The organism is Sphingopyxis sp. KK2 (assembly GCF_001990265.1).
GTDB lineage: Bacteria > Pseudomonadota > Alphaproteobacteria > Sphingomonadales > Sphingomonadaceae > Sphingopyxis.
In genome coordinates, this window is record NZ_LYVN01000049.1 from 1 (window position 1) to 26,102 (window position 26,102).

At 65.8% G+C, this 26,102-nt stretch carries 31 protein-coding genes, 1 tRNA gene and 1 other RNA gene; 14 read left to right on the forward strand and 19 right to left on the reverse strand.

What is annotated here, in order from left to right:
- From hrpB to B1A78_RS10235, 3 genes are all read right to left on the reverse strand, one after another.
- The coding region (gene hrpB / locus B1A78_RS10225) for an ATP-dependent helicase HrpB (protein WP_077146870.1) at positions 1-2,036 on the reverse strand (2,036 nt) is incomplete at its 3' end.
- Positions 2,033-2,419, reverse strand: coding sequence for a DUF1801 domain-containing protein (locus B1A78_RS10230; protein WP_077146871.1), 387 nt, complete (start codon positions 2,417-2,419; stop codon positions 2,033-2,035). The genes hrpB and B1A78_RS10230, both read right to left, overlap by 4 nt.
- 9 nt (positions 2,420-2,428) lie before the next feature.
- Positions 2,429-3,442: a polyprenyl synthetase family protein gene (locus B1A78_RS10235; protein WP_077146872.1), complete on the reverse strand. Its 1,014-nt coding sequence runs from the start codon at positions 3,440-3,442 to the stop codon at positions 2,429-2,431.
- 104 nt (positions 3,443-3,546) lie between these two features.
- On the opposite strand from B1A78_RS10235, the gene B1A78_RS10240 reads away from it, so the two are divergent.
- The 3 genes from B1A78_RS10240 to B1A78_RS10250 are packed head-to-tail and all read left to right on the forward strand — an operon-like array spanning position 3,547 to position 5,268.
- Positions 3,547-3,834, forward strand: coding sequence for a chorismate mutase (locus tag B1A78_RS10240; protein WP_056350687.1), 288 nt, complete (start codon positions 3,547-3,549; stop codon positions 3,832-3,834).
- Positions 3,831-4,520: a glutathione S-transferase N-terminal domain-containing protein gene (locus B1A78_RS10245; protein ID WP_077146873.1), complete on the forward strand. Its 690-nt coding sequence runs from the start codon at positions 3,831-3,833 to the stop codon at positions 4,518-4,520. The genes B1A78_RS10240 and B1A78_RS10245 overlap by 4 nt, the downstream gene beginning before the upstream one ends.
- Before the next feature lie 22 nt (positions 4,521-4,542).
- Positions 4,543-5,268, forward strand: coding sequence for a hypothetical protein (locus B1A78_RS10250; protein WP_144037765.1), 726 nt, complete (start codon positions 4,543-4,545; stop codon positions 5,266-5,268).
- A gap of 9 nt (positions 5,269-5,277) precedes the next feature.
- On the opposite strand, the gene B1A78_RS10255 is transcribed toward B1A78_RS10250, so the two are convergent.
- The 8 genes from B1A78_RS10255 to B1A78_RS10290 all read right to left on the reverse strand — a co-directional run bounded on the left by B1A78_RS10255 (position 5,278) and on the right by B1A78_RS10290 (position 13,038).
- Positions 5,278-6,582 carry a HAMP domain-containing sensor histidine kinase gene (locus B1A78_RS10255; RefSeq protein WP_077146893.1) on the reverse strand — a complete coding sequence of 435 codons (1,305 nt, stop codon included), beginning with the start codon at positions 6,580-6,582 and terminating at the stop codon, positions 5,278-5,280.
- A gap of 99 nt (positions 6,583-6,681) precedes the next feature.
- A complete protein-coding gene (locus B1A78_RS10260; RefSeq protein ID WP_058810093.1) occupies positions 6,682-7,347 on the reverse strand; it encodes a response regulator transcription factor in 666 nt (221 codons plus the stop codon).
- A gap of 110 nt (positions 7,348-7,457) precedes the next feature.
- The gene (locus B1A78_RS10265) at positions 7,458-7,766 is read right to left on the reverse strand and encodes a hypothetical protein (RefSeq protein WP_077146894.1); all 309 of its coding nucleotides are present in this window, start codon (positions 7,764-7,766) and stop codon (positions 7,458-7,460) included.
- A 74-nt stretch (positions 7,767-7,840) separates the two neighbouring features.
- Positions 7,841-7,915, reverse strand: a tRNA-Val gene (locus B1A78_RS10270).
- 163 nt (positions 7,916-8,078) lie between these two features.
- The gene (locus B1A78_RS10275) at positions 8,079-8,351 is read right to left on the reverse strand and encodes an HU family DNA-binding protein (protein WP_037510426.1); all 273 of its coding nucleotides are present in this window, start codon (positions 8,349-8,351) and stop codon (positions 8,079-8,081) included.
- A gap of 158 nt (positions 8,352-8,509) precedes the next feature.
- The gene (lon, locus tag B1A78_RS10280) at positions 8,510-10,906 is read right to left on the reverse strand and encodes an endopeptidase La (protein ID WP_077146875.1); all 2,397 of its coding nucleotides are present in this window, start codon (positions 10,904-10,906) and stop codon (positions 8,510-8,512) included.
- Between the two features lie 126 nt (positions 10,907-11,032).
- Positions 11,033-11,368, reverse strand: coding sequence for a YbaB/EbfC family nucleoid-associated protein (locus tag B1A78_RS10285; RefSeq protein ID WP_077146876.1), 336 nt, complete (start codon positions 11,366-11,368; stop codon positions 11,033-11,035).
- Positions 11,365-13,038, reverse strand: coding sequence for a DNA polymerase III subunit gamma/tau (locus B1A78_RS10290; RefSeq protein WP_083734044.1), 1,674 nt, complete (start codon positions 13,036-13,038; stop codon positions 11,365-11,367). Before B1A78_RS10290 ends, B1A78_RS10285 begins: the two co-directional genes overlap by 4 nt.
- Before the next feature lie 128 nt (positions 13,039-13,166).
- Here B1A78_RS10290 and B1A78_RS10295 point away from each other — a divergent pair, with 128 nt between their 5' ends.
- Positions 13,167-13,736: a hypothetical protein gene (locus tag B1A78_RS10295; RefSeq protein WP_144037766.1), complete on the forward strand. Its 570-nt coding sequence runs from the start codon at positions 13,167-13,169 to the stop codon at positions 13,734-13,736.
- A gap of 8 nt (positions 13,737-13,744) precedes the next feature.
- Here B1A78_RS10295 and ffs read toward each other — a convergent pair.
- The 5 genes from ffs to B1A78_RS10320 all read right to left on the reverse strand — a co-directional run bounded on the left by ffs (position 13,745) and on the right by B1A78_RS10320 (position 16,985).
- An RNA gene (gene ffs / locus B1A78_RS10300) (signal recognition particle sRNA small type) lies at positions 13,745-13,842 on the reverse strand.
- Between the two features lie 36 nt (positions 13,843-13,878).
- The gene (locus B1A78_RS10305) at positions 13,879-14,673 is read right to left on the reverse strand and encodes a cytochrome c (protein WP_077146878.1); all 795 of its coding nucleotides are present in this window, start codon (positions 14,671-14,673) and stop codon (positions 13,879-13,881) included.
- Between the two features lie 15 nt (positions 14,674-14,688).
- Complete coding sequence (gene bla, locus B1A78_RS10310; RefSeq protein ID WP_256837738.1) at positions 14,689-15,561, reverse strand: class A beta-lactamase; 873 nt, start codon at positions 15,559-15,561, stop codon at positions 14,689-14,691.
- Positions 15,561-15,896, reverse strand: coding sequence for a 2Fe-2S iron-sulfur cluster-binding protein (locus B1A78_RS10315; protein ID WP_077146879.1), 336 nt, complete (start codon positions 15,894-15,896; stop codon positions 15,561-15,563). Before B1A78_RS10315 ends, bla begins: the two co-directional genes overlap by 1 nt.
- Entirely contained in the window at positions 15,897-16,985 is a 1,089-nt protein-coding gene (locus tag B1A78_RS10320) for a cysteine desulfurase family protein (protein ID WP_077146880.1), read from the reverse strand.
- Between the two features lie 139 nt (positions 16,986-17,124).
- On the opposite strand from B1A78_RS10320, the gene B1A78_RS10325 reads away from it, so the two are divergent.
- Positions 17,125-17,781 carry an alpha/beta hydrolase gene (locus tag B1A78_RS10325; protein ID WP_037510410.1) on the forward strand — a complete coding sequence of 219 codons (657 nt, stop codon included), beginning with the start codon at positions 17,125-17,127 and terminating at the stop codon, positions 17,779-17,781.
- A 4-nt stretch (positions 17,782-17,785) separates the two neighbouring features.
- Here B1A78_RS10325 and B1A78_RS10330 read toward each other — a convergent pair whose 3' ends face one another.
- Together B1A78_RS10330 and B1A78_RS10335 are read right to left on the reverse strand one after the other, a co-directional pair.
- Entirely contained in the window at positions 17,786-18,487 is a 702-nt protein-coding gene (locus B1A78_RS10330) for a DUF3667 domain-containing protein (RefSeq protein WP_077146881.1), read from the reverse strand.
- Complete coding sequence (locus B1A78_RS10335) at positions 18,484-18,678, reverse strand: hypothetical protein (protein ID WP_077146882.1); 195 nt, start codon at positions 18,676-18,678, stop codon at positions 18,484-18,486. Before B1A78_RS10335 ends, B1A78_RS10330 begins: the two co-directional genes overlap by 4 nt.
- A 112-nt stretch (positions 18,679-18,790) precedes the next feature.
- Here B1A78_RS10335 and rpiB point away from each other — a divergent pair, with 112 nt between their 5' ends.
- The 7 genes from rpiB (at position 18,791) to B1A78_RS10370 (ending at position 22,712) form a co-directional block, all read left to right on the forward strand.
- Positions 18,791-19,255, forward strand: a complete 465-nt coding sequence (gene rpiB / locus B1A78_RS10340) for a ribose 5-phosphate isomerase B (RefSeq protein WP_077146883.1) — start codon at positions 18,791-18,793, stop codon at positions 19,253-19,255.
- Positions 19,252-20,559, forward strand: a complete 1,308-nt coding sequence (gene glyA, locus B1A78_RS10345) for a serine hydroxymethyltransferase (protein ID WP_077146884.1) — start codon at positions 19,252-19,254, stop codon at positions 20,557-20,559. Before rpiB ends, glyA begins: the two co-directional genes overlap by 4 nt.
- Before the next feature lie 4 nt (positions 20,560-20,563).
- Entirely contained in the window at positions 20,564-20,782 is a 219-nt protein-coding gene (locus B1A78_RS10350; RefSeq protein WP_077146885.1) for a hypothetical protein, read from the forward strand.
- Between the two features lie 3 nt (positions 20,783-20,785).
- Complete coding sequence (nrdR, locus tag B1A78_RS10355; protein ID WP_077146886.1) at positions 20,786-21,250, forward strand: transcriptional regulator NrdR; 465 nt, start codon at positions 20,786-20,788, stop codon at positions 21,248-21,250.
- Complete coding sequence (locus tag B1A78_RS10360) at positions 21,247-21,987, forward strand: RNA methyltransferase (RefSeq protein ID WP_077146887.1); 741 nt, start codon at positions 21,247-21,249, stop codon at positions 21,985-21,987. The genes nrdR and B1A78_RS10360 overlap by 4 nt, the downstream gene beginning before the upstream one ends.
- Positions 21,988-22,020: 33 nt before the next feature.
- Positions 22,021-22,284, forward strand: a complete 264-nt coding sequence (locus B1A78_RS10365; protein WP_077146888.1) for a hypothetical protein — start codon at positions 22,021-22,023, stop codon at positions 22,282-22,284.
- Between the two features lie 191 nt (positions 22,285-22,475).
- Positions 22,476-22,712: a hypothetical protein gene (locus B1A78_RS10370; protein ID WP_077146889.1), complete on the forward strand. Its 237-nt coding sequence runs from the start codon at positions 22,476-22,478 to the stop codon at positions 22,710-22,712.
- A 17-nt stretch (positions 22,713-22,729) separates the two neighbouring features.
- Here B1A78_RS10370 and B1A78_RS10375 read toward each other — a convergent pair whose 3' ends face one another.
- Entirely contained in the window at positions 22,730-23,047 is a 318-nt protein-coding gene (locus B1A78_RS10375; RefSeq protein WP_077146890.1) for a chorismate mutase, read from the reverse strand.
- Between the two features lie 212 nt (positions 23,048-23,259).
- On the opposite strand from B1A78_RS10375, the gene rpsD reads away from it, so the two are divergent.
- On the forward strand, positions 23,260-23,871 hold the full coding sequence (gene rpsD / locus B1A78_RS10380) for a 30S ribosomal protein S4 (RefSeq protein WP_077146891.1): 612 nt from the start codon (positions 23,260-23,262) through the stop codon (positions 23,869-23,871).
- 209 nt (positions 23,872-24,080) lie between these two features.
- Positions 24,081-26,084, forward strand: a complete 2,004-nt coding sequence (locus B1A78_RS23300) for a calcium-binding protein (RefSeq protein WP_077146892.1) — start codon at positions 24,081-24,083, stop codon at positions 26,082-26,084.
- The last annotated feature ends 18 nt before the right edge of the window (positions 26,085-26,102 follow it).

Genomic DNA, 26,102 nt, shown 5'->3' on the forward strand with positions numbered 1-26,102 from the left:
CGGCAATCGGGAAGCAAAGGCGCGAGCCAGAAATCGAGGCCGTCGGCGAGCGCGGCGGTCGACAGCGCGTCGATGCCCGCAAAGGAGGCGCGCAGCCGCAGCGCCTGCGCAGCTGGCCCCCAGCCGATCAGCCCCAACCCCTTTTCGCGCACCGCCGCGAGGCGCAGCGCGGCGTCGTCGCCAGCGCTTTCCTCGCGCCCCGCCTTGCCGCTGGTCAGCGCGATCGCGCCGAGGCGGCGTTCACGGCGATGATCGACGCGGTCGTTCGCCGCATCATAGCTGCTGCCCGAATGCGCGACGATGCGGTCGGCGAAGATCGCCTCCACCTCGACCTGCGCGATCGGCGCGGCGGCGAGGATACGCACCCCGGCGGCATGGCCCTGCGCATCGGCGATCGCGAGCCATTCGCTGCCCGCGAGGGGGTCGAGTGGGTCGAGTTTGTATGCGCGGCCGCCGACGCCGAGATAGTCGCCGCGCTGTCCGGCACGTTGGCGCGCGACGCGGTCGGGCCAGGCGGTCGCGATCCAGCCGCCGACCGAACGCGTGGTGAGCGGCGCGCCGTCGCCGACGCGCTTTTCGGCGAGTGCAGCGAGCCGCCGCGCGAGCCGCCACGCCCCCTCGGCGCGGTCGTTCCGCGACCCCTTCCAGCGCTGGAGCCGCGCCTCGACATCGACCCCGCGCCCGCCGAGCCCCGGTTCGGTGAGCAGCACCGCGAGCCGCGCAGCGAGTTCGGCCTCGCCCGCCGCCGCCGCATCGAGGATCATATGCGCGAGCGGTACGGGCAGCGGGATCGCGGCGAGCGCGTGACCGTGCGGGGTGATGCGACCGTCGGCGGCGAGTGCACCGATCGTCTGCAGCCGCGTCTTAGCCTCGGCGATCGCGGCGGGGGACGGCGGATCGAGCCACCCCAATTGGCGCGGATCGACGATGCCCCAGCTTGCGCAGTCGAGCACGACGGGCATCAGGTCGTTTTCGTGAATCTCGGGCGGATCGAAGGGCGGCATGCCCGTCGTCGCTGCAGCTTCCCACAATCGGTACGCAACGCCCGGCCCTTGCCTAGCGGCGCGGCCGGCGCGCTGCGTTGCCGAGGCCTGGCTCGCGCGTTCGGTGACGAGGCGCGCGATGCCCGCCGCCTTGTCGAAGCGCGGGCGACGCGAAAGACCGGCGTCGATGACGATGCGCACACCGTCGATCGTCAGGCTGGTTTCGGCGATGCTCGTCGCGAGGATCAGCTTGCGCCGGCCGCCGGGATCGCGGACGAGCGCGGCGCGTTGCAGCGCGGGATCGATCTGGCCGTGCAGCCGGTGGACGACGAGCGGCAGCCGCGCCTCCTCGACCGCGGTCGCCGCGCGCTCGATGTCGGCGGCGCCGGGGAGGAAGGTCAGCATGTCGCCCTCCCCTTCGTCGGCGAGCGCCCGGCGCACCGCGGCGAGCACGCTGACCTCGAGCCGGTCCTCGGCGCGGCGGCCGATATGGCGCAGGTCGAGCGGCCAACTCTTGCCCTCGCTCTTCACCACCGGCGCATTGCCGAGCAGCGCGCCGAAACGTGCGCCGTCGAGCGTCGCCGACATTGCGACGAGACGAAGATCGTCGCGCAGCCCCTGTTGCGCGTCGATCGCGAGCGCGAGCGCGAAATCGCCGTCGAGGCTGCGTTCATGGACCTCGTCGAACAGCACAGCGGTGACGCCGTGGAGTTCGGGATCGTCGAGGATGCGGTTGCGGAACAGCCCCGGGGTCATCACCAGAAGCCGCGTGTCCTTCGACTGCTTGCTGTCGAGGCGCGTCGCATAGCCGACGAGGTCGCCGACCTTCGTCCCCGTTTCCTCGGCGATGCGTTCGGCGGCGGCGCGCGCGGCGAGCCGGCGGGGCGAGAGCAGCCACACCGCGCCCTTGCACCAGGGCTGTTTCAATATTTCGGGCGCGACGCGCGTCGTCTTGCCCGCGCCGGGCGGCGCGACGACGACGACATTGGGCTTGAGCGTCAGCGCCGCCATGATGTCGGGCAGCACCGCGTCGATCGGAAGGCGCAGGGTCATGTGCGGGTCGCGGGATTGCCGAGTTCGAAGTTCAGGCGCCAGGCCTCGGCCGCGAGCCGTTCGACGACGGCGGGATCGACGTCGGTCTCCTCGGTCATCACCAGATTGCCGAGTTCATATTTGCCGCTCGCCTTGATGCGCGGTTCGATGTCGCGCAGCCTCTTGCCGCGCCAGAAACCGAGCAGCACGCGATGCTCCTCGGCGCGGATCAGGATGCACGGGCCGTTCGCCATGAGGACGAGGTTGGTCCATTTGATCGTCTCGTCGAATGCCGCGGCGCGCATCACCGCGGCGCGGAGCATCGTGCAAAGCTCGAGCTGCCAACCCGACAGCGCGGCGATATAGGCGTCGGGGATTTCGGCCGCGGGACCCATCATCGCCATCGCCGCGCCTCAATAAGCGCGCGCGACCGCGAAGGCGACCGCTTCGGTCAGCGCTGCCTTGGCCTGGCTGGCGCGGAAGCCGCCGATCGCATCGACCGCGCGCTGGCCATAGTGCCGCGCGCGCGCGAGCGTGTCGGCGATCGTGTCATGCTTGTGGAGCAGCGAGGTCGCATAGGCGAGATCCTCGTCCGAGGTGCGGTGCCCGACGATCGCCTGTTTCCAGAATTCGCGCTCCTCGGCATTGCCGCGCGCGTAAGCCAGGATCACCGGCAAGGTGACCTTGCCGTCGCGGAAATCGTCGCCGACGCCCTTGCCCATCGTCGCCTCGTCCGAGACATAGTCGATCGCGTCGTCGACGAGCTGGAAAGCGATGCCGAGGTTGCGGCCATAGCTGTCGAGCGCCGCCTCGACTCCGTCGTCGCGTTCGGCGACGACCGCGGCGATCTTGCACGCGGCGGCGAACAGCTCGGCGGTCTTGGCGTTGATGATCGCGAGATACTGGTCCTCGCTCGTCTCGATGCGGCGCTGCGCCGAGAGCTGGTTGACCTCGCCCTCCGCAATCACCGCCGACGCACGGCTCAGAATCTTGAGCACCTTGAGCGAGCCGTCCTCGACCATCACCTCGAAGGCGCGGCTGAACAGGAAGTCGCCGACGAGCACCGACGCGCTATTGCCCCAGATGATGTTCGCGGTCTTGCGGCCGCGGCGCAGGTCCGATTTGTCGACGACATCGTCGTGCAGCAAGGTCGCGGTGTGGATGAACTCGACCGCGGCGGCGAGCTTGCAATGGCGGCGGCCCGGATAGTCGAGCAGCTTGCCGCAGGCGAGCGTCAGCATCGGACGCATGCGCTTGCCGCCGCCCGCGATCAGATGGCCCGCGAGTTCGGGGATCAACGGCACTTCGGATTGCATGCGGTCGAGGATGACCGCATTGACCTCGTTCATGTCGGCGGCGACGAGCGCCATCATCGGATCGAGCGAGGGCGGCGTATCGCCGTGGAGACGGTGGATTTCGGCACTCATGACGGGCCGAGCCTTGGCCGCGCGGGGGTGATTTTGCAACGACTTTCGGCTTGCCACCAGCCCCCCGGCGGTGCCAAGCGTGCCGGGCATCAGAGGAGCCGCGCATGGACGACCAACTCAGCCGCTATCGCCAGAGCATCGACAATATCGACGCGGCACTCGTCTATATGCTCGCCGAGCGGTTCAAGGTGACCAAGGCGGTCGGCGAACTCAAGGCGAAGGGCGGCCTGCCCCCCGCCGACCCCGCGCGCGAGGAGCGCCAGATCGGCCGGCTGCGCGAACTGGCGCGCGACGCCGACCTCGACCCCGATTTCACCGAGAAATTCCTGCGCTTCATCATCGAGGAAGTGATCCGCCACCACCAGAAGGCGAAGCAGGAGCAAGGCGCATGACGCACCCGATCTTCGCCAAATGGCCCGCCGAGCATCCGGGCCGCCTCCAGCTCTTCTCGGCGCCGACGCCCAATGGCGTGAAGATCGGCATCATGCTCGAAGAGACCGGCCTGCCCTATGAGCCGCACCGCGTCGACATCATGGCGAACGAGAGTCACGACCCGGCGTTTCTCGCGCTCAATCCCAATGGCAAGATCCCGGCGATCTATGACCCGAACGGCCCCGGCGGCAAGCCGCTCGCGCTGTTCGAATCGGGTGCGATCCTGATCTATCTCGCCGACAAGTCGGGACAATTTCTCTCGGCCGATCCCGCGACGCGCTACGAGACGATCCAGTGGCTGATGTGGCAGATGGGCGGCGCCGGGCCGATCTTCGGACAGCTCGGCTTCTTCCACAAGTTCGCCGGCAAGGACTATGAGGACAAGCGCCCGCGCGACCGATATGCGGCGGAATCGGCGCGGCTGCTCGGGGTGCTGAACGACCGGCTGGCGGACCGCGAATGGATCGTCGACGAGGGTTACAGCATCGCCGACATCTCGCTGCTCGGCTGGGTGCGCAACCTGGTCGGCTTCTACGACGCGGCCGAGATCGTCGGCTTCGAGCGCTTTGGCCATGTCCAGCGCTGGCTCGATGCGGGGCTGGCGCGCCCGGCGGTGCAGCGCGGGCTGGTGGTGACGGCCGCCTAGGATGGGTCCGTTCGCGCGAATCTTGCGAACGATCGCCGCAGCGTCGCTGATGCTCGCAGCGCCGGCTGTCGGCGCACAAACCAGTGTCGATGACGACGAGGAGGAGTTCCACGATGAACTCATTCATTCCGACGTCCCGCTTTATGGCGGTGAAGATGGCCTCGTCCCCGAACATTTCTCCGATGGCGACAGCTTCGGCTGCATGAGCCGCGTTGCGCTGGGCGACTGGTCGGTGAAACGCAGCGACATGCCCGAAGACGACGATCCCGAGTGGCTAAGATTAGGAAATTATGGCGTTTTTCATTGCGCCATCGTCGAAAGCAAAGCCTATTCGCGCGACGAGCTTGGGGCCAGCGGATATCGCTATTCCTTCTTCGTCAAGGTCGGCGCGACCAACGTTGACGGCAAACCCACGGAATTATGGGTCTTGCAATCGGGAACACGGCCGGGAAGCGACTATCTGCTGCTCGCCCGGCCCGCAGCGGACGAGATCATCAAGGCGTTCGATCTGCTTCAATCGGAGTGCCCCGCCGCAAATCGACGCAGCGGACCCGAAATGGATATCTGGTCGAGCGACTATTGCGCGATCAATTCGCAGCGCGAACTCCTGGCTTTGGCAAAAGAGATGGCAAAGCGCCGTCCTTTGGCAAAACTGACATTTGTTGGCGAGGCCGAAGAGCAGGACGCGGACGAACCTGCCGATCAGGCGGCAGAAGCAGCGGTCGAACCGGCGCCCACGGCCGAGTAAAGCTGCCCTCTACCCCGCCGGTAGCCTGAGCCGCACGAGCAACCCGCCCAGATCCTCGCTCTCCTCGAGCGCGATGCTGCCGCCGTAGATTTCGGCGACGTCGCGGACGATCGCGAGGCCCAGCCCCGTGCCCGGCTTGCCGCTGTCGAGGCGGACGCCGCGGTCGAAGATGCGGGTGCGGTCGGCGGGCGAGATGCCGGGGCCGTCGTCCTCGACCAAAATTTCGGCCATCGCGCCCTCGCGCTGGACGGTGACGAAGACGCTGCCGCCGCCATATTTCGCGGCGTTTTCGAGCAGATTGCCGATCAGTTCGTCGAGATCTTGCCGCTCAACGCGCGCGACAAGCGCCTTGTCGCCCGACGCATCGAGCCGCGTGTCGGGATAGAGCAAGGCCACCGCGCGCGACACGCTGTCGACGCTCTCGCGGACATTGGCGCGCGCCTGCGCGGCACCGCGGCGTCCGACCGCGCGGGCACGCGCGAGATGATGGTCGACCTGCCGCTGCATCGTCGCCGCCTCGCGCCGCACCGTGTCGGCGAGTTCGGACGCGTCGCTGGTCGCGCTGTTGACGAGCACGGTGAGCGGGGTCTTGAGCGCATGCGCCAGGTTGCCGGCGTGGAGCCGCGCCTCCTCCGCCTGTTTCTCGTTATGCGCGAGCAGTGCGTTGAGTTCGTCGACCATCGGCTGCACCTCGAGCGGCAGCGGCGCGGTGACGCGGCGCTGCTGGCCGCCGCGCATCGCCGCGATCGCGCGGCGGATATGGCGCAGCGGCCACAGGCCGTAGAAGGTCTGGAGCGCGGCGAGCACGATCAGGCCGAGCCCGAGCAGCGCGAGGCTGGGGATCAGCGTGGCGCGCAGCGCGCGTGTCTGCACCTCGAGCACGTCGCGCGACTGGGCGATCTGGAACCGCCACCGGGTCGTGCTGCCCGGCAGCACCACGTCGCGTTCGGCGACGCGCAGTTCCTCGTCGGGAAACTGGTTGCTGTCATAGACATGGAGTTCCTGGTCGTCGTGCTTGTCCGACGTCGAGAGCCGCCGCTCCCACAGCGAGCGCGACGGATAGGGTTCCTGCCGCCCGCCGCTGATCTGCCAGTAAAGCCCGCTATAGGGTTCGAGGAAGCGCGGGTCGCCGAGCGGCTCGATCATCCGCACCTCGCCGTCGGGACCGATTTCGGACGAGCGGATCATGCTCATCAGCACATATTCGAGGTTCGAATCGAAATTGCGCGTGATCGCGCCGACCAGCACCCGGTCGAGCGCGAAGCCGCCGCCGATCAGCAGCACCGAAATCCAGATCGCGGCGATCGCGATCATGCGCCGCACGAGCGAGCCGGTGATCCGGCTCGTCAGCGCGGCGGGCTTGGCGGCGTCGGTTTCGGCTACGATGGCCGGGGTATCGGCCTCCGCCACGGCTTAGCCCTGCGGATCGTCGAGCTGGTAGCCGAGACCGCGGATCGTGGTGATGATGTCGGCGCCGAGCTTCTTGCGGATGCGCGTCACGAACACTTCGATCGTGTTCGAATCGCGATCGAAATCCTGATCATAGATATGCTCGATCAATTCGGTGCGCGACACGACCTTGCCCTTGTGGTGGAGCAGGTACGAGAGGAGCTTATACTCCTGCGCGGTCAGCTTGACCGGTTCGCCGTCGAGCGTGACGCGACCCGAACGCGTGTCGAGCCGCACCTTCCCCGCGATCAGCTCGCTCGACGCATTGCCCGCGGCGCGGCGGATCAGCGCGCGCAGACGAGCGATCAGTTCCTCGGTCTGGAACGGCTTCGCCAGATAATCGTCGGCGCCGGCGTCGAGCCCCGCCACTTTATCGGACCAGCTGTCGCGCGCGGTGAGCACGAGCACCGGGAAATTGCGCTTTTCGCGGCGCCAGCGGTCGAGCACGGTCAGCCCGTCGATCTCGGGCAGCCCGAGGTCGAGGATCGCCGCATCGTAATTTTCGGTCGAGCCGAGGAAATGCCCGTCCTCGCCATCGGTGGCGAGGTCGACGGCGTAACCCGCACCCTCCAGCGTCGCTTTCAGCTGCGGTCCCAGCGTGGGTTCGTCTTCGACAATCAAGATCCGCATTCAGGCGCCTTTCCTAGGGCAAGCCGGTTGGCCCGGCCGCTGTCGATCTGTGTACCCATTGGCGACGGTCATCGCAAATGTCACAGGTGAAGTAATCGGGATAGCAGGGTTCAGGGCTTGCGCCCGACGATCCGGCCGGTGCGCGCGTCGACATAGACCACCACGACCTGGCTGCCGTCCATGAATTTGAGCGTGTAGATCATCCGCTGCGGATCGAACTGCGGCCCGCCGAGATAGGTCATGTCGCGATAGGGCGAGCGCGAGCGCACGTCGGCGATCAGCTTGCCGAGCGGGACAACCTGCCCCTGCGCCGCGGCATCGCGCAGATTGTCCTGGTCGCGGTCGCCGCGCGCCATGGCGGGCACGCCGGTCGAGAGCAGGCAGGCCGAGGCAAGCGAAAGGGTGATCATGCGGAACATGGTCATCGTCCTAGGGCGATCGCATTGAATAGGTGATGAATGGTCCAGTCATCCAGGGTTTTGCCCCGAAGTCATGGTGGGCGCGACAGGGATTGAACCTGTGACCCCACCCGTGTGAAGGGTGTGCTCTACCGCTGAGCTACGCGCCCGTCCCGGACCGAAGCGGCTGATGCCGCGTCCGAAAGCCGGACGTCCATAGCCGCTGCGGTGGCGATTGCAACGGCGATTTTGCCGATCGGCGCCCTCAAAAACAAATCGGGCCGCAGCTTGCGCCACGACCCGATCGTTTTTCACCAGAAGGTGCCGGCCAACTTAGTTGACGGCGTCCTTGAGGGCCTTGCCGGCCTTGAACTTCGGCTGGTTCGACGCCGCGATGGTCATCGTTTCGCCGGTGCGCGGGTTGCGGCCGGTCGAGGCCTTGCGCTTGCTGACGGCGAAGGTGCCGAAGCCGACGAGACGGACTTCGCCGCCCTTCTTGAGCGAACCCGTGATCGCGTCGAAAACAGCTTCCACTGCCTTGCTCGCGTCGCCCTTGGTCAGGCCGCTCGAGTCAGCAACTGCGGCGATCAGGTCTTGCTTGTTCATGCCTAAGGAACCCCTGTGATTATTTGGTTGAATGATTCATGGCCGGGGCCATGGGGCGCCACTAACGCGCTTTGCCCCCGTCTTGTCAAAGCAAAAAAGGGGCAAAATCGCGTCAAAGTGACGTTTTTGCGACGAAAAGCCGCCCCGGTTAACCGTGGTTAATGGCGAATCGCCGTCTCGGGGTCGGTTGCGGTTGCGACGGGAGGCGATGTCGCCAGTTCGTCGGCCTCGGTCCATTCGATCGGCTCGACCGGCTCGACCAACGCTTCGGCGAGCACCTGGTCGACATGGCTGACCGGAACGATCCGCAATCCCTCGGTGATATTCTTCGGGATTTCGACCAGATCCTTTTCATTCTCCTCGGGGATCAGCACCGTCTTGATGCCGCCGCGCAGCGCCGCGAGCAGTTTTTCCTTGAGCCCGCCGATCGCCAGCACGCGGCCGCGCAGCGTGACTTCGCCGGTCATCGCGACATCCTTGCGCACTGCAATGCCGGTGAGGGTCGAAACCATTGCGGTGACCATGCCGACGCCCGCCGAGGGGCCGTCCTTCGGCACCGCGCCTTCGGGCAGGTGGATGTGGATATCCTTGCGCGCGAACAGGCTGGGCTTGATGCCATAGCTCGGCGCGCGCGCCTTCACGAAGGATAGCGCGGCCTGCACCGACTCGGTCATCACCTCGCCGAGCTTGCCGGTGGTGCGCACCTGGCCCTTGCCCGATGCGGTGACCGCCTCGATCGTCAGCAGTTCCCCGCCGACCTCGGTCCAGGCGAGGCCGGTGACGGCGCCGATCTGGTCCTCGAGATCGCCCATGCCATGCTTGTATTTCCGCACGCCCGAAAATTCGGCGAGGTTATCGGGCGTCACGACGACGCTCGTCGCTTTGCCTTCGAGGATGCGGCGCAGCGCCTTGCGCGCGAGCTTGGCGATCTCGCGCTCGAGGGTGCGGACGCCGGCTTCGCGCGTGTAATAGCGGATGAGGTCGCGCAGGCCCTCTTCGGTCAGCTCGAACTCGCCGGCCTTCAGCCCATGCGCCTCGACCTGCTTGGCGACGAGGTGACGCTTGGCAATCTCGACCTTTTCATCTTCGGTATAGCCTTCGAGCCGGATGATCTCCATGCGGTCGAGCAGCGGCTGCGGCAGGTTGAGCGAGTTCGCCGTCGTCACGAACATGATGTCGCTGAGGTCGACGTCGATCTCGAGATAATGGTCCTGGAACTTGCCATTCTGTTCGGGGTCGAGCACCTCGAGCAGCGCCGAGGCCGGGTCGCCGCGGAAATCCTGACCGAGCTTGTCGATCTCGTCGAGCAGGAACAGCGGATTCATCGTGCCCGCCTTTTTGAGGTTGGTCACGATCTTGCCCGGCAGCGAGCCGATATAGGTGCGGCGGTGGCCGCGGATTTCGGCCTCGTCGCGCACGCCGCCGAGCGACTGGCGGATGAACTCGCGCCCGGTCGCCTTGGCGATGCTCTTGCCGAGGCTGGTCTTGCCGACGCCCGGCGGGCCGACGAGGCACAGGATCGGCCCCTTCAGCTTGTTCGTGCGCGCCTGCACCGCGAGATATTCGACGATCCGGTCCTTGACCTTTTCGAGGGCATAATGGTCGTCGTCGAGGATATCCTGCGCCTTGGCGATATCCTTCTTGAGCTTCGACTTCTTGCCCCAGGGCAGGCCGATCAGCGTGTCGAGATAGTTGCGCACGACGGTGGCTTCGGCCGACATCGGCGCCATCGCGCGCAGCTTCTTCATCTCGGCCTGCGCCTTGGCCTTGGCCTCCTTGGACATTTTCATGCCCTCGATCTTGGCCGCGAGTTCGGCGAGATCGTCGCCGCCCTCGCCATTGTCGTTACCGAGTTCGCGCTGGATCGCCTTCAACTGCTCGTTGAGATAATATTCGCGCTGGCTCTTTTCCATCTGGCGCTTCACGCGGCCGCGGATCTTCTTTTCGACCTGCAGCACGCCGAGTTCGCCCTCCATGAAGGCGAAGACCATTTCGAGACGCTTGGCGGGCTGGCCCTCGACGAGCAAAGCCTGCTTGTCCGAGACCTTGATGTTGAGGTTGCCCGCGACCGAGTCGGCAAGACGCGAGGCATCCTCGATCTGCGACAGCTGGACCGCGGTTTCGGCGGGCATCTTCTTGTTGAGCTTGGCGTAATTTTCGAACTGGTCGACGACCGAGCGCATCAGCGCCGCGGTGTCGACGCTGTCGTCCTCGGCATCGGCGATCGGCGTCACGCGCGCGAGCACGGCCTTGTCGTCATTTTCGAGCGCGACGAGCTTCGCGCGCTCCTTGCCCTCGACGAGCACGCGGACGGTGCCGTCGGGCAGCTTGAGCAGCTGGAGCACGGTGGCGATCACGCCGACGTCATAGAGGTCGTCGCGCGCCGGGTCGTCCTCGCCCGGATCGAGCTGGGCGACGAGGAAAATCTCCTTGTCGGCTTCCATCGCGACTTCGAGCGCGGCGACCGAGCGATCGCGGCCGACGAACAGCGGCACGATCATATGCGGGAAAACAACAATGTCGCGCAGCGGCAACAGGGGGAAAGTCTGGCTCATCATGGCTCCTGGACAAGCGCCCGCGACCGGCACGCCGTCCCTCTTATAGGGTCTTCAACCGCTAATATGGCGTAACTTGCGCCGCATTCAATGTCGCTGCGCTGAACGAGCCATGCCGGACCCCGTTCAAAAGGGCAGCTTGAAACCCGGGGGGAGCTGCAGACCGCTCGTCATCTTGCCCATTTCGGCGTTGCTCGCCTGGTCGGCCTTTTCGCGCGCGTCGTTGAAGGCGGCGGCGAGCAGGTCTTCGAGCATCTGCTTGTCCGACGGCACCATCAGGCTGTCGTCGATCGCAATCGCCTTGATCCGGCCCTTCGCGCTCGCGGTGATCCGCACGAGGCCGCCGCCGGAGATGCCTTCGACCTCGACGCTGTCGAGCTTCGCCTGCGCCTCCGCCATCTGGGCCTGAACGGTTTCGGCGGCCTGCTGCGCCGCCTTGAGCATTTCTTCCATCGATTTCATGGGTTCGACCTATGGCGATTGTCGTCGCCCTCGACAAGCCTCGCGTCGGGAAAAGCCGCCAAAGCCGCTTTCACCACGGGCAGTTCGCGGATGCGCTGGTCGTTGTCGGCGGCGGTCGCGGCGCGCACCTGCCCCAGGCTCGGCCGCGCCTCGCCCTCCTCGCCGCGCACCTGCCAGCGGCTGCCGGTGGCATTGAGCAGCGCTTCGCCGAGGTCGCGCGCGAAATTGGCGTCGATCCCCGGCCCCGGCGCAAAGACCAGCAGCCCCGGTTCGAGCGTGATAATGCGAAGATGATCGTGGACCGCCACCGCGAGCCGGTGGTTGCCGGTGCTTTCGAGCAGCTGATAGATTTGCGCGACGGTGAGCGCCGATGCCGGGGCTTCGGGTTCGGCCGCGACGGGTTCGGGCGCGCTGGCGGTCGCGTCCTGCACGGGCTCCGATGGCGCGGGCAGCGGCGCGGTCGGGAAATTCCCGGTTTCGAGGATCTTCGCAAGCTCGCCCGGGTCGGGCATCGCCGCGGCATAGATCACGCGCAGCAGCAGCATTTCGAGATGTTCGAGCGGGTTGTTCGCGCGCAACACCTCGTCATGGCCCTTGAGCAGCAATTGCCACAGCCGGTTGAGCGGCGCGAAGCCCAGCTTTTGTGCCCAATCGACGATGCGGGCGCGATCGGCTTCGGCGAGCGCCGGATCCTCGTGACGCGACACCTTGGCGAGCGTGATCGCGTGGGTCAGGTCCATCAGCCCGCGCACCATCGCGACGGGCTCGATCCCGAGCGCATATTGGCTGCGCGCGAGGTCGATCGCGCCGCCCGCGTCGCCTTCCAAAATCGTCGCCATCAGGTTGGCGATCGACGAGCGGTCCGACAGGCCGAGCATCACGCGCACCTGTGCGGCACCGATCATGCCGCCGCCGTCCAGATCGGCGTGCGCGATCGCCTGGTCGAGGATCGACAGGCCGTCGCGCACCGACCCTTCGGCGGCATTGGCGATCAGCCAGATCGCCGGCGCCTCGGCCTCGACGCCTTCCTTTTGCAGGATCGCGCTGAAATGCGCGAAGAGCATGTCGGGGGTAATGCGGCGGAGGTCGAAGCGCTGGCAGCGCGACAGCACCGTCACCGGCACCTTGTTCACCTCGGTCGTCGCGAACAGGAATTTGACGTGCGGCGGCGGCTCTTCGAGCGTTTTTAGAAGCGCGTTGAAGGCGTTACGCGACAACATATGCACTTCGTCGATGATGTAGATCTTGTAGCGCGCCGAGACGGCGGCGTAGCGCACCGCCTCGATGATCTCGCGCACATCGTCGACGCCGGTGTTCGACGCGGCGTCCATCTCGATCACGTCGATATGGCGCCCCTCGGTGATCGCGCGGCACGGTTCGCAGATGCCGCAGGGGTCGATCGTCGGCCCGCCCTGCCCGTCGGGGCCAATGCAGTTCAAGGCCTTCGCGATCAGGCGCGCGGTCGAGGTCTTGCCGACCCCGCGCACCCCGGTCATCAGGAAGGCATGCGCGAGCCGGTCGCGCGCGATCGCATTGCCGAGCGTGCGCACCATCGCATCCTGCCCGATCAGCTCGGCGAAAGTCTGCGGGCGATATTTGCGCGCGAGGACGCGGTAGGGACCGGAAGATGCGGCCGGCGACGGCACTTCCGGCAGGTCCATACCCAGCATCGGAGTATTGTCGTCGGGAAGGGAATCGGATTCGTCGTTCACGGGGTGAGGCATAGACGAAAATGCCGCATTGCCCATAGCGCGTTCGCGCGTTAGCCCGGCGCGAAGCAGGCGTGCAGGAGGGCTTTATGGGCATTTGGTTCCGATGGGCTACCCCCTTAATGTTGGCGGCTGTCCCGATTGCCGCCCAGGCGCAGGTGCCGACCGCCCGGACCGAACGCCCGCAACCTCCCGCCATGGTCCCGACTGGCGCGCCCCTGCAACTCGATTGCAAGCGCTCGCTGGATGAGATTGAGGCCGATCTCGGAAAATCCCTTGAGAATCCAAGCCCATGGCTTTCAGCGGCGAACGACGTGAATCGTTATTTCGAGCAGGTCGCCGACTGGCATGCCCAGCGCATGATCGACGCTGGTGTGTGGACCCAAAAGCGCAAAGCGGAATTTGCCGCATCGCTGTTTAGCCACCCAGATCTAAAGGACGGCTGGTCTTTTTACATGAAATCGATGGGGGACGTGATGACCCATCTGACCGCCATAATGAAAGGTTATGAGACAGGCGACCAGCTTGGCGCGTGCAACGCATACAATGCCATGTTCGCGGAAATGGAGGGTGTGCCGCAGCGCACTATGGCGTTCACCGAGGCTGTTGCGCGCATCTATGCCGCCGAGGCCGAACGGCTCGGCGTATCACTGGACTGACGATGCATTGAGGTGGGAGCCGGAACGACCCGCGGCGAATTCGTTGCGGCTGCTTCCTTCCGGACCTGACCGGGTTGGCGAAGACCACGTCCGCCCGACTCCCGGGGCGCATATGGCGGCGGCGGCGGCGAAAATCAAGCGGTCAGGGATCGCGCTCGGCAACGGCCTTCAGATAGGCGTGGATCGCCGCCATTTCGGCGTCGCTGAACACCGCATAGCGCCCGCGCGCCATCTCGCCCATCAGGCCGAGCTTGCGCTCGCCCGGCGCGATGCCGGTGTGGAGCAGGCGCTGGAAATCCTTGAGGTCATAGGAGGCCGCGATGCGCAGATCGGGGCGCGGGTCGGCGCCCGGATAGGGAGTACCGCCGCGCAAATTCATCTCGTGACACTCGGCGCAGGTGGCGCGGACCATGTAGCGCGCGAGCGCATGTTCGGGGCCGGCGTCGGGGGGCCATGCCTTGCCGTGCCGGTCGACCAGCACCGCCGAGGAGACATAGAGGCCTTCGGCCATTTCCTTTTTCGCGGCGGGGCCGAAAACCGGCGCCGGATGCGCCGCGCCCGTCCTGGGCTTGCTGCGGATGAAGGCGATCACCGCCGCCATGTCGGCATCGGACAATCGGGTGAACAGGTGCGAGGGCATGTCCCAGAGCGGGGTGCCGTCGGGTTTCTTGCCGCCGACGATCATCGCCTTCAACTGCGCATCGTCGAACTCTACGGCCGCGACCGTCAGATTGGCGGTCCAGACGGTGGCGAACTCGGGCTCGCTCCATTCCTTGCCCGCGAGATCGGCGCCGTGACAGCCCGAACAGCCGAGGAGGCGCGACACCCGCTCGCCATGCTTGACCGGATCGGGCGATTGTGCGGCGAAGCCGAGAGCGTCGGGGCGATCGCAGGACGCAAGCAATAGCGCCAGAAACAATCCCGTCCAGAACCGCATCGCCCCCTCCCCTGCCTAAAGCTTCGACAAATCCTCCACCACCGCGCGGGTGACGTCGGCGATCACCGCATTGGCGGCCTCGCCCTCGACCACCGGCCGGTCGAGATAGACCGCGATCACATATTTGCCCCCGTCCGGCGCCTCGACGAAGGCAACGTCGTTATAGGCGTTGCCGCAGCTCCCGGTCTTGTCGCCCGACAGCCAACCCGCCGGCAGTCCGGCGCGGATGCGTGCCAGCCCGGTCTTGCTCGCGACCATCCATTCGCGCAGAGACTTGCGATAGCTGGGGTCGAGATGGTCGCCATAAACGAGCCGGGCGGCGCTTTTCGCCATCGCCTGCGGCGTGGTGGTGTCGCGCGGATCGCCGACGGCGTTTTCGTTGAGTTCGATCTCGTAGCGGTCGAGGCGGGTGACGGCGTCGCCCATGTCGCGCATCCGGCGGGTGAAGGCCTCGGGGCCGCCGGTCGCCTTCAGGATCAGGTTGGCGGCGGCGTTGTCGCTGACGGTGACGATCTGCTCGGCAGCGAGGCCGAGGCGCAGTTCGCCGAGCGCCAGATTGGCCTCGCTATAGGGCGAGTGCGGGACGATATCGGCCTTGGTGAGGGGCAGCGGGGTACGGAGCGACGGCCCGCCGTCGGTGGCACCGCGCAGCACCTGCCCCGCGAGCAGCAATTTGAAGGTCGAGCACATGGCGAAACGGTCGTTGGCGTTGCTGCCGAACAGCAGCTGGCCATCGTCCTTGACCACCGCGATGCCAAGGCGTCCGCCACTGCGTTTCTCGATATCGCGGATATTGTCCCCGAAGGCAAAGGTATCGCCGCCGGGTTCGGGCGGAACCGCCGAGCAGGCGGCCGTCAGCAGCAGCGCGGCGACGAGCAGCGCGCGCATCAGCGCGGCCCCTGCATGTTGCGGCTTTCGGCGGGAATATGGACGGTCAGACCGTCGAGGTCGGGCGTGAGCAGGATCTGGCATGACAGGCGGCTGGTGCGACGTGCGCCGGCGGCAAGGTCGAGCATATCCTCCTCCATCTCGCTCGCTTCAGGCAACCGGTCGAAATCCGCCTTGTCGATGATGACATGGCAGGTCGAGCAGGCCATCTGCCCCTCGCACGTCCCCTCGAGCGGCATCAGATGCGCCTGCGCGACGTCGAGCAGGATGCTGCCCGGTTCGGCCTCGGCCTCGGTGCGCTCCTTGCCGTCGGCGTGGATGAAGGTGACGCGCACTCAATTCACTCCCTGAAGGCGTGCGGCATCCTTGATCGCTTGCAAGCCTTCGCGCAACTCGGCTTCGCTCGTGTAACGGCCCCAGCCGAGGCGGATCGAGGCGCGGGCGTCGGCCTCGCTCACCCCCATCGCGCGCAGCACATGGCTGACCTTGCCCGAGCCGCTGCCGCACGCGCTGCCGAGCGAGAAGGCGACATTGCGCGCATCGGACATCAGCCGCAGCCCGTTGACGCCCTCGCGCCGGATGTTGAGGTTGCCATGATAGCGATGCTCGGCCGAGCCGTTGATCGTCCATTCGGGGAGCATGTCGAGCGCAAGCGACCAGAGGCGCTCGACATGTGCGGCGTCTTCGTCGAAGCGCTCGGCCGCCAGCGCGGCGGCGGCACCGAAACCGGCGCAGAGCGCGGGCGAGACGGTGCCCGAGCGCATCCCCTGTTCCTGCGCACCGCCGAACATCAGCGGCGGCAGGTCGACGCCGTCCCTGACCCACAAGGCACCGATGCCCTTCGGCCCGTGGATCTTGTGCGCCGAAATCGCGATCATATCGGGACCGTCGGGGATCGCGACGCGGCCATAGCCCTGCACCGCGTCGCAGAGCAGCAGGCTGTTCTTGGCATGCGCAGCGGCGGCGAAATCGGCGACCGGCTGGATCGTGCCGACCTCGTTGTTCACCAGCATCGTCGCAACAATGCCGTTTTCGGGAATCAGCTCGGTGTCGGGTGCCAGCGCAAGCCCCGCACTATCGACCGGCAGGATGGCCGCGCTCAATCTTTCGAGGCATTGCAGCGACGCGGCATGCTCGATGCTCAGCCCCGCAACGCCGCCGGGCATCGCCTCGGCGCCGCGCAGCAGCGCCCAGTTGAGCGCCTCGGTCGCGCCCGAGGTGAAGAATACCCGCCCGCCCTGCGGCAGCAGCGCCGCGACCTGATCGCGCGCGACCTCGACCGCGGCGGCGGCGGCGCGGCCGGCCTTGTGCGTGCTCGACGGGTTAGCGAAGCCGTCTCCTTCGGCCCCCGCCAGCCAGCGCAATATCGCCTCGCGCGCCTCGGGAGCGAGCGGCGTCGTGGCCTGATAATCGAGGTAAATCATTCGCCGAAAATGTCCTTGTTGCGAACGATTCGCAAAAGTTGCATGTTGAGACCTATTTTCTATATAGGCGCCATCTTCGCTCCGCCACCCCGCCGTCCGGCGAATCGGTGGCAAGCCCCAGAAACATAAAGGTGCGCCCATGCCCGACGTGATTTTCCCCGGCCCCGAAGGCCGTATCGAAGGCCGTTTCTCGCCGCCGCCGCGCCCGCGCGCGCCCGTCGCGTTGATCCTGCACCCGCACCCGCAGGGCGGCGGGACGATGAACGACCGCATCACGCAGGCGATGTACAAAAGCTTCGTCGCGCGCGGTTTCGCGGTGCTGCGCTTCAACTTCCGCGGCGTCGGCCGCAGCCAGGGCACGTTCGATAACGGCATCGGCGAACTCAGCGACGCCGCCTCGGCGCTCGACTGGGTGCAGTCGATCCATCCCGAGGCGCAGACCACCTGGATCGCCGGCTTCAGCTTCGGCGCCTGGATCGGCATGCAGCTGTTGATGCGCCGCCCCGAAATCCGCGGCTTCCTGTCGGTCGCGCCGCCGGCGAACATGTACGACTTCAGCTTCCTCGCCCCTTGCCCCTCGTCGGGCATCATCGTCGCGGGCGGGCAGGACGAGATCGTGCCCCCCTCGGCCGTGCAGAAACTGGTCGACAAACTGCGCACCCAAAAGGGCATCACCATCCATCACGACGAGATCCCGCGCGCGAACCATTTCTTCGAGCATGAGCTCGACCAGCTGATGAAGTCGCTCGATAACTATCTGGATATGCGGCTCGCACCCGATTCGCCGATCCGCTGACGGATCAGTCGAGCAGCCCCGCATTCTGGATCATCGCGGCGGGCATATAGACGAGCAGGATCAGCGCGATTTCGCCGCACAGGACGGCGGCGGTCGCGCGAATCCACCCGCCGCGCCCCTCGCCCGCGTAGAATTGGCGCACCGCGAAGATGGTGAAGCCGAGCCCGACCGCAAGGCGCGCGAGATTGCGCGCGACGCTGCGGTCGGCGAAGAAAATCTCCATCGCGAGGTCGGCGAAAAGCCCGAGAAGGACCGCCTGCGCGAGGACGTAGAGCCGCATTACCATCGTGCCGAAAAGGCCGGCCGACGCGCCACGATAAAAGATGAAGTTCAGCACCAGCGCCGAAATCAGCGCCGACAGCAGCGGCATGACCAGCGGCTCTTTCTGGAGCGTTTCGATTACCGACAGCTCGGTCGTCATGCTTCCCGGCAGGAAACGCGCGCGCAGCGCGATATTCAGCGTCAGGGCTACTGCGATATAGGGGACCACCTTGACCAATATGTCGCGGTCGCTCTCGATATAGCGGCGGATCAGGATACCGGGCCGCACGACCAGTCCGACCAGCGTGTGCAGAACGCCCTTTTCCCACCAATTCTCGACCAGTTCGTGGACGACTGTCTGGCGCGTGATCGGTTCGGGCCGCAAATCCTTGCCGCAATCGGGGCAATAGCGCCCGACCTCGCGGTGGACGCAGTCGTCGCTCATTCGGCGCCTTTGGTCGTCGTCGCCTGCTCCGGGCTCGGAAGCGTCCAGATCGTGACATTGGCGAACATCACCAGTGCCGCAATCACCATCAGCAAGGCGCGGCGGCGGTCGCCGCCCCGGAATACGACCACCGCTCCACCGATCAGGACGATCCCCGCCAGCATCAGCACCGATATCAAGATTTCGAACATGGAGCGGCCTTATCGGCTGCGTCACAAATTTGCCACCTCGCTTATGGCCAATCCGCGCGCCTTCGCCTAAAGGCCGCTCATCGATTCCCTCCAGCCCTGCGGGAGCCGCATCATGCGCATCGCCATTGCCTCCGATCATGCCGCCTATGAGCTCAAAGCATCGCTCGCGGATTGGCTGCGCGAGCAGGGCCATGAGGTCGAAGACCTTGGCACCAACGGCCCCGACAGCGTCGATTATCCCGATTATGGCTATCGCCTCGCCGACGCCGTCGCGAGCGGCCGCGCCGAAAAGGGCGTCGCGCTCTGCGGGTCGGGGATCGGCATCTCGATCTCGGTCAACCGCAACCCCGGCTGCCGCTGTGCGCTCGTCAGCGAACCGCTGTCGGCGAGCCTGTCGCGCCAGCATAATGACGCGAATGTCATCGCGATGGGCGCGCGGCTGACCGGCATCGACATGGCCAAGGCGTGCCTCACTGCCTTCCTGACCACCGACTTCGCCGGCGACCGCCACGCGCGCCGCGTCGACAAGCTATCCAAGCCTCCCTTCAATTTGGCCCAACTGGAGACCAGCCGATGACCACCCACACGCTCGACAAGCCCATCAAATCGGCCGGCTATTTCACCGACGGCGTCGGCACCACCGACCCCGCGGTCGCGGCGGCGATGAAGCATGAGATGGAGCGCGAGCAATATCAGATCGAACTGATCGCCTCCGAGAATATCGTCTCGAAGGCGGTGCTCGAAGCGCAGGGATCGGTCTTCACCAATAAATATGCCGAAGGCTATCCGGGCCGCCGCTATTATCAGGGCTGCGCGCCGTCGGACGAGGTCGAGACGCTGGCGATCGACCGCGCCAAGAAGCTGTTCGACTGCAATTTCGCGAACGTCCAGCCGCACTCGGGCGCGCAGGCGAACGGCGCGGTGATGCTCGCGCTGACCAAACCCGGCGCGACCATCCTCGGCATGAGCCTCGACGCCGGCGGCCACCTGACCCATGGTGCCCCGCCCGCCATGTCGGGCAAATGGTTCAACGCGGTGCAATATGGCGTGCGCCCCGACGACCATCTCGTCGATTTCGACCAGGTCGAGGCGCTGGCGAAGGAGCATCGCCCCGCCCTCATCATCGCGGGCGGATCGGCCTATCCGCGCACGCTCGATTTCGCGCGCTTCCGCGCCATCGCCGATGATGTCGGCGCGCTGCTGATGGTCGACATGGCGCATTTCGCGGGCCTCGTTGCCGGCGGCGCACACCCCTCGCCGATGGAACATGCGCATGTCGTCACCACGACGACGCACAAGACGCTGCGCGGCCCGCGCGGCGGCATGATCCTGACCAACGACGAAGCGATCGCCAAGCGCATCAATTCGGCGGTCTTCCCCGGGCTGCAGGGCGGCCCGCTGATGCACGTCATCGCGGCCAAGGCGGTGGCGTTCGGCGAAGCGCTGCGCCCCGAGTTCAAGGATTATGCCAAGGCGACGATCGCCAACGCACAGGCGCTCGCGAACCGGCTGAAGGCGCGCGGTGCCGATGTGGTCGCGGGCGGCACCGATACGCATCTCGCGCTGATCGACCTGCGTCCGCTCGGCATCACCGGCCGCGACGCCGACGAGGCGCTCGAGCGCTCGGCGATCACCTGCAACAAGAATGGCGTCCCCTTCGACCCGCTGCCGCCGGTCAAGACCAGCGGCATCCGCGTCGGTTCGCCCGCCGGCACCACGCGCGGTTTCGGCATCGCCGAATTCGAGGCGATCGGCGACATGGTCGCCGACGTGCTCGAGGCACTGCGTGACAAGGGCGAGCATGGCGACGCCGATGTCGAAGCCGATGTCCGCAAGCGCGTCCGCGCGCTGTGCGAACGCTTCCCCATCTATCAGGGCTGATCCGATGGCGCGCCAGCACCCCGAGGAACCGACGCTTGCCGAGCTGACGATCGAAGAGATCAAGGCGATGGGCAAGCAGGGCATGGCGCATCCGTCGACGCGGCCGGTGCTGATCGGCGGCGGCATCGGCGCCGCGGTCGGGCTGGTGCTCGACGCGATCAGCTGGCCCGCGGGCCTGTTCATCGGCGCGGCGATCGCGCTCCTGATGCGGGTGAAACGCTGACCCATGCGTTGTCCCTATTGCGGCCATGAAGACAGTCAGGTGAAGGACAGCCGTCCGACCGAGGACGGCGCGGCGATCCGTCGCCGGCGCCAGTGCGAGGATTGCGGCGCGCGCTTCACCACCTTCGAACGGATCCAGCTGCGCGAGGTCGCGGTGCTCAAGGCCGATGGCGGGCGCGAGCCTTTCGATCGCGAGAAATTGATGCGCAGCGTCCAGATCGCGTGCCGCAAGCGCCCGATCGACGCCGCGCGCATCGAGCGTCTCGTGTCGGGCATCCAGCGCCAGCTCGAAACCTCCGGCGACAATGAGGTCAAGGCGTCGCAGATCGGCGGCATGGTGATGGAAGCGCTCAAGGGCTTCGACAGCGTCGCCTATATCCGCTTCGCCAGCGTCTATCGTGAATTCACCGAGGCGAAGGATTTCGAGGAATTCGCCTCGACGATCAACGAGGCGGCACAAAAGGGGTGAGCGAGACGACCGCCTCCAACGCCCCGCCGCCCGTCATCGTCCTCGTCCGCCCGCAACTCGGCGAGAATATCGGCAAGGCGGCGCGCGCGATGCTCAATTTCGGGCTGACCGAGCTGCGGCTGGTGAGTCCGCGCGACGGCTGGCCGAACCCCGATGCCGGCCCCGCCGCATCGGGCGCCGACATCGTGCTGGCGAACGCGGAGGTCTTCGACAATCTCGCCGCTGCGACCGCCGACTGCACCCACATTTATGCGACGACGGTGCGCAAACGCGGGGTGACCAAGCCGGTGCTGACGCCCGAGGCCGCGGCGCAGCAGGTGCGCGCAACCGCCGGACGCTCGGCCTTCGTCTTTGGCGCCGAACGCTCGGGGCTCGAGACCGACGACGTCGCGCTGGCGCACAGCATCGTCACCGTGCCGATCAATCCCGAATTCGGCTCGCTCAACCTTGCGCAGGCGGTGATCCTGCTCGCCTATGAATGGTCGAAGGGCGAGGCGCTCGCCCAGCCGCCCGTCGCCGAACTCGCGCCGACCGCCGAGCATGCCGAGTTCGAGGAACTGATCCAGCATTTTGTCCGCGACCTCGACTCCGCGGGCTATTTTTTCCCGGAGAATCGGCGGGCTGCGACGCTCCGCACGCTGCGCACCACGCTGACCAAGACGGGCTGGTCGTACAATGATATCAGGATGATGCACGGCATCATAACGGCTCTTGGCCGCAAGCCGAAAAACCGGTAAGCAGCGCCAAATCGTTTCTGGAGTTACTTTCCCATGATGAGCATCCTCCTGTCGCTCGCCCTCGCCGCAGCGGCAGCCGAAAACCCGCCCGCCGACGGCGCCACGACGACCCAGCCGGCGAAGCCCGAAAAGCCGAAGAAGATCTGCAAGACGACCAAGATGACCGGCAGCAATCTTGGCAAGCGCGTCTGCAAGACGCAGGAGCAGTGGGACAATATCGCGCGCGATGGCGCCCAGTCGCTCGATCTGGTCGATCAGGGTTACAAGACCATGTCCGGCAACGGCGCGGTCAACTGAACACGCGCCTTACCCGCGGATAACCGTAGAAAATACCAATCGCGCGGCGCGAACATTCGTTCGCCCGCGCGGTCTACTTTGGCTGGACAGCGGCAAGTCCGCTCAACATGATATCGCCATAGGATCGGCTCGGGAATTGGCCGGCATATGGAGAGGTTCGGTCGGCCGCTTTTTCAGGAGCTTGATTTCCGATGATGACGATATTGCTCTCCCTCGCCCTCGCGGCCGCGGGGACCGCCGATACGGCCGATCGCCCCGCCACCGAACAGACCGCGAAGCCGGCCAAGCCCAAAAAGGTCTGCGAACGGATCGAATCGACCGGCAGCAGCGTACCCAAGAAGGTGTGCCGCACGGTAAAGGCTCCCACGGTCGAAACCGGGACGGTCGAGGCCGCCGCCGAAAAGCCGGCGGGCAACAGCACCAACTGAGCGGTCGCTCCGATGCGTCAGGCGGGATCGGCGCGCAGCCGGTCCCAGCGGACCATCTCATAAGCGATCGACTGTTCGACCAGTTCATTCCACACCGCGCGCAAGCGATCGGGCTCGAGTCCGACCGCCGCAGCCTCGCGCGCGACATTGTCGAGCACCTGCGCCTTGCGCGCCTCGTCGCGGACGACATTGCGGTCGGTCTTGATGCGCGCCGCGGCGTCCATATAGCCGAAGCGGCGCACGAGCAGCGCGACGAGTTCGCGGTCGACTTCGTCGACCCCGGCCCGGACGTCGATCATCGTTTCGCATTGTTCGGGAGATTTGGCAGCGGTCATGCGCGCTGGCTTTAGCGGCTTTTTTCCGCCTGTCGAGACAGGCATCCGCAGCGGGCCGCAGCGCTTGACTTTCCGCCCCGCCCCGTCTAACCGCGCGCCTTCGCAATGGACCCCGCACCCCGGTGAAGCGGCGGTCGCATAGGACAATGCTCCTATGGTGCGACCCGGGAACCCGCCGAAATCCTTCGGCACACAGCATATTGGAGACAACAATGTCGAAGCGCCAGAGCGCCAAGTATAAACTCGACCGCCGGATGGGCGAGAACATCTGGGGTCGCCCGAAGAGCCCGGTCAACCGCCGCGAATATGGCCCCGGCCAGCACGGCCAGCGCCGCAAGGGCAAGGTGTCGGACTTCGGCATCCAGCTGCGCGCCAAGCAGAAGCTGAAGGGCTATTACGGCGACATCACCGAGAAGCAGTTCAAGAAGAACTATTTCGAAGCCAGCCGCATGAAGGGCGACACCGGCCAGAACTTGATCGGCCTGCTCGAGCGCCGCCTCGACGCGGTCGTCTATCGCGCCAAGTTCACCCCGACGATCTTCTCGGCCCGCCAGCTCGTCAGCCACGGCCACGTCTATGTCAACGGCGTGAAGTGCAACATCGCGAGCCGCCTGGTGAAGCCGGGTGACGAAATCACCCTCGGCAAGAAGGCACAGGAAATGGCGCTGGTCGCCGAAGCGCAGAGCCTGCCCGAGCGCGACCTGCCCGAATATCTCGCCATCGACGGCACCAAGGCGACCTATGTCCGCGTCCCCACGCTCGACGAAGTCCCCTATCCGGTGAAGATGGAACCGAACCTGGTCGTCGAATTCTATTCGCGCTGATCCGGCGGTTCATCGCAGGAACCAAAAGGGCGGTCCGGAAACGGGCCGCCCTTTTTCGCGTCAGCGCGTCTGCGTAGCGGCGCGGCATACGCTCCTTCCGGAACTCAACCAAAATAGAACTGATTCCCGATGCGTAGCGCTCTGCGTTCCGTTACGCCCAATGACGCGGGTCGACCCCGGCCATACAGCGACAGAGAGGACGCCATCCAATGCCCGTTTACAACGGAACCGCCGGTAGTGACACGATCTATGGCAGCTCGGCCGCCGACGATACCCTAGGCCATGGGGGAGGCGATTGGCTATTTGGCGGCGACGGAGACGACTACATCCTCGACAACGACGGCCAGAACCCCGACACCTCGATCGACAATCTTTATGGCGAGGGTGGCAACGACTTTATCTATGCCGGATTTCAGGACAATGCCAATGGCGGATCGGGTTTCGACGCATTAATCCTGCGCCTCGACCATGCCACTGCCGGCGTGGTCGTCAATTTCGCGCCGATGTGGTCCAGCGGCACCATGACCCTCGCCGGCGCTACCTACAGCAATTTCGAACAGCTCTGGTGGGCGACGGGTTCCCAATATGGCGACGTAATAAGCACGGGTTCGCTGGCGGGCTATAACTCCGCACTCAACGGCCTAGGCGGCAGCGATACACTGAATGGCGGCAACGGCCACGACACCCTGGAGGGTGATCTCTATCGCATGTCCACGGTGGTCAACGACATCTATTATGACGAGATGATCGGAGGATCGGGCAATGATCTGTTGGTCGGCGGACTGGGCGACTACATCGACGGCGGGCTGGGCACCGACGGGGTAGGCCTCGACCTTGGACTTTACGCCAGCGGTGTGTCGATCAATTTCACCTCCCTGCTGACGACGGGATCCGCGACCATCCTCGGCACTTCGATTAACGGCATCGAGGACATCTGGTGGGTCTACGGCACGCAGTTCGGCGACACGCTCGATACAAGTTTCGATGGGTCAAACACGACCTTGGCGGGACGCGCGGGCGACGACATTCTGGCAACGGGGACCGGAAGCAACATCCTTTACGGCGGAACCGGGAACGACACGCTGTTCGCAGGGGGCGGGAGCGACACGCTCTACGGCGATGCGGACAATGACACCCTCTATGGCGAAACCGGCAACGACTCGCTCTATGGCGGCGACGGCAACGACCTTCTGGTCGGCGGCAGCGGCGTGGACAATATGCATGGCGGAACGGGTAACGACACCTATGTGGTCGAAGATATCGGCGACACGGTGAACGAGGACGCGAGCAACGGAACCGACACCGTCAGGGCCTCGATCAACTATACGCTGGGCGCCAATGTCGAAAATCTGGAACTGATCGGCACCGCAGCCTCGGGTACCGGCAATACGCTGGCGAACATCATCACCGGCAATAGCGGCAATAATTCGCTGTTTGGTGCAGCCGGCAATGACACGCTGAACGGCAACGACGGCAACGACACGCTCGACGGCGGAACGGGCGCCGACACGATGACGGGCGGCATCGGCGACGACCGCTATATCGTCGATGATAGCAGCGACGCGGTGATCGAAGCCGCGAGCGGCGGGACCGACACTGTCGCGTCGTCGATCAACCATACATTGGCGGCCAATGTCGAAAATCTGGAACTGACCGGCACTGCGGTTACCGGCACCGGCAACAATCTGGCAAACATCATCACCGGCAACAGCAGCAATAATTCGCTGATCGGATCCGCCGGCGACGACACGCTGAACGGCGGCGATGGAAACGATACGCTCAACGGCGGGGGCGGCAACGACATGCTGATCGGCGGCAACGGCAATGACGCGCTCAACGGCGGGCCGGGAACCGACATCATGAACGGCGGCGCTGGCGCCGATCGTTACCAGATCATCCAGACCAGCGTCAGCACGACGCAGATCGACCGCATCTACTTCTCGACCGCCGACGCCGACATCATCGATCTCAGCCTGGTCGACGCGGTGACCGGCGGAAGCGACAACGCGTTCAGCTTCCTCGGCACCGGCGCCTTCACCGGCGTGGCAGGACAACTGCGCTACCAGATGACGGGAAGCTGGAGCGAAGGCGGCCAGTCGGGGTCGGTCTACAGCCTGAGTGGCGACCTCAATGGCGACGGCGTGGCGGACTTCTACATCGACGTGAACATGCTCGGCGCCGCCCCCTTGGGTCCGGGCGACTTCATCCTCTGACGCCCCCCGCCCTTGCAT

Excerpts from the sequence above, each read along its gene's own strand:
- B1A78_RS10230 (WP_077146871.1), bottom strand. The coding sequence starts at position 2,419 with ATGGCGATGATGGGTCCCGCGGCCGAAATCCCCGACGCCTATATCGCC.
- B1A78_RS10235 (WP_077146872.1), bottom strand. The coding sequence starts at position 3,442 with ATGAGTGCCGAAATCCACCGTCTCCACGGCGATACGCCGCCCTCGCTC.
- B1A78_RS10240 (WP_056350687.1), top strand. The coding sequence starts at position 3,547 with ATGGACGACCAACTCAGCCGCTATCGCCAGAGCATCGACAATATCGAC.
- B1A78_RS10245 (WP_077146873.1), top strand. The coding sequence starts at position 3,831 with ATGACGCACCCGATCTTCGCCAAATGGCCCGCCGAGCATCCGGGCCGC.
- B1A78_RS10255 (WP_077146893.1), bottom strand. The coding sequence starts at position 6,582 with ATGATCGCGATCGCCGCGATCTGGATTTCGGTGCTGCTGATCGGCGGC.
- B1A78_RS10260 (WP_058810093.1), bottom strand. The coding sequence starts at position 7,347 with ATGCGGATCTTGATTGTCGAAGACGAACCCACGCTGGGACCGCAGCTG.
- B1A78_RS10265 (WP_077146894.1), bottom strand. The coding sequence starts at position 7,766 with ATGTTCCGCATGATCACCCTTTCGCTTGCCTCGGCCTGCCTGCTCTCG.
- B1A78_RS10275 (WP_037510426.1), bottom strand. The coding sequence starts at position 8,351 with ATGAACAAGCAAGACCTGATCGCCGCAGTTGCTGACTCGAGCGGCCTG.
- lon (WP_077146875.1), bottom strand. The coding sequence starts at position 10,906 with ATGAGCCAGACTTTCCCCCTGTTGCCGCTGCGCGACATTGTTGTTTTC.
- B1A78_RS10285 (WP_077146876.1), bottom strand. The coding sequence starts at position 11,368 with ATGAAATCGATGGAAGAAATGCTCAAGGCGGCGCAGCAGGCCGCCGAA.
- B1A78_RS10290 (WP_083734044.1), bottom strand. The coding sequence starts at position 13,038 with ATGCTGGGTATGGACCTGCCGGAAGTGCCGTCGCCGGCCGCATCTTCC.
- B1A78_RS10295 (WP_144037766.1), top strand. The coding sequence starts at position 13,167 with ATGGGCATTTGGTTCCGATGGGCTACCCCCTTAATGTTGGCGGCTGTC.
- B1A78_RS10305 (WP_077146878.1), bottom strand. The coding sequence starts at position 14,673 with ATGCGGTTCTGGACGGGATTGTTTCTGGCGCTATTGCTTGCGTCCTGC.
- bla (WP_256837738.1), bottom strand. The coding sequence starts at position 15,561 with ATGCGCGCGCTGCTCGTCGCCGCGCTGCTGCTGACGGCCGCCTGCTCG.
- B1A78_RS10320 (WP_077146880.1), bottom strand. The coding sequence starts at position 16,985 with ATGATTTACCTCGATTATCAGGCCACGACGCCGCTCGCTCCCGAGGCG.
- B1A78_RS10325 (WP_037510410.1), top strand. The coding sequence starts at position 17,125 with ATGCCCGACGTGATTTTCCCCGGCCCCGAAGGCCGTATCGAAGGCCGT.
- B1A78_RS10330 (WP_077146881.1), bottom strand. The coding sequence starts at position 18,487 with ATGAGCGACGACTGCGTCCACCGCGAGGTCGGGCGCTATTGCCCCGAT.
- B1A78_RS10335 (WP_077146882.1), bottom strand. The coding sequence starts at position 18,678 with ATGTTCGAAATCTTGATATCGGTGCTGATGCTGGCGGGGATCGTCCTG.
- rpiB (WP_077146883.1), top strand. The coding sequence starts at position 18,791 with ATGCGCATCGCCATTGCCTCCGATCATGCCGCCTATGAGCTCAAAGCA.
- glyA (WP_077146884.1), top strand. The coding sequence starts at position 19,252 with ATGACCACCCACACGCTCGACAAGCCCATCAAATCGGCCGGCTATTTC.
- B1A78_RS10350 (WP_077146885.1), top strand. The coding sequence starts at position 20,564 with ATGGCGCGCCAGCACCCCGAGGAACCGACGCTTGCCGAGCTGACGATC.
- nrdR (WP_077146886.1), top strand. The coding sequence starts at position 20,786 with ATGCGTTGTCCCTATTGCGGCCATGAAGACAGTCAGGTGAAGGACAGC.
- B1A78_RS10365 (WP_077146888.1), top strand. The coding sequence starts at position 22,021 with ATGATGAGCATCCTCCTGTCGCTCGCCCTCGCCGCAGCGGCAGCCGAA.
- B1A78_RS10370 (WP_077146889.1), top strand. The coding sequence starts at position 22,476 with ATGATGACGATATTGCTCTCCCTCGCCCTCGCGGCCGCGGGGACCGCC.
- B1A78_RS10375 (WP_077146890.1), bottom strand. The coding sequence starts at position 23,047 with ATGACCGCTGCCAAATCTCCCGAACAATGCGAAACGATGATCGACGTC.
- rpsD (WP_077146891.1), top strand. The coding sequence starts at position 23,260 with ATGTCGAAGCGCCAGAGCGCCAAGTATAAACTCGACCGCCGGATGGGC.
- B1A78_RS23300 (WP_077146892.1), top strand. The coding sequence starts at position 24,081 with ATGCCCGTTTACAACGGAACCGCCGGTAGTGACACGATCTATGGCAGC.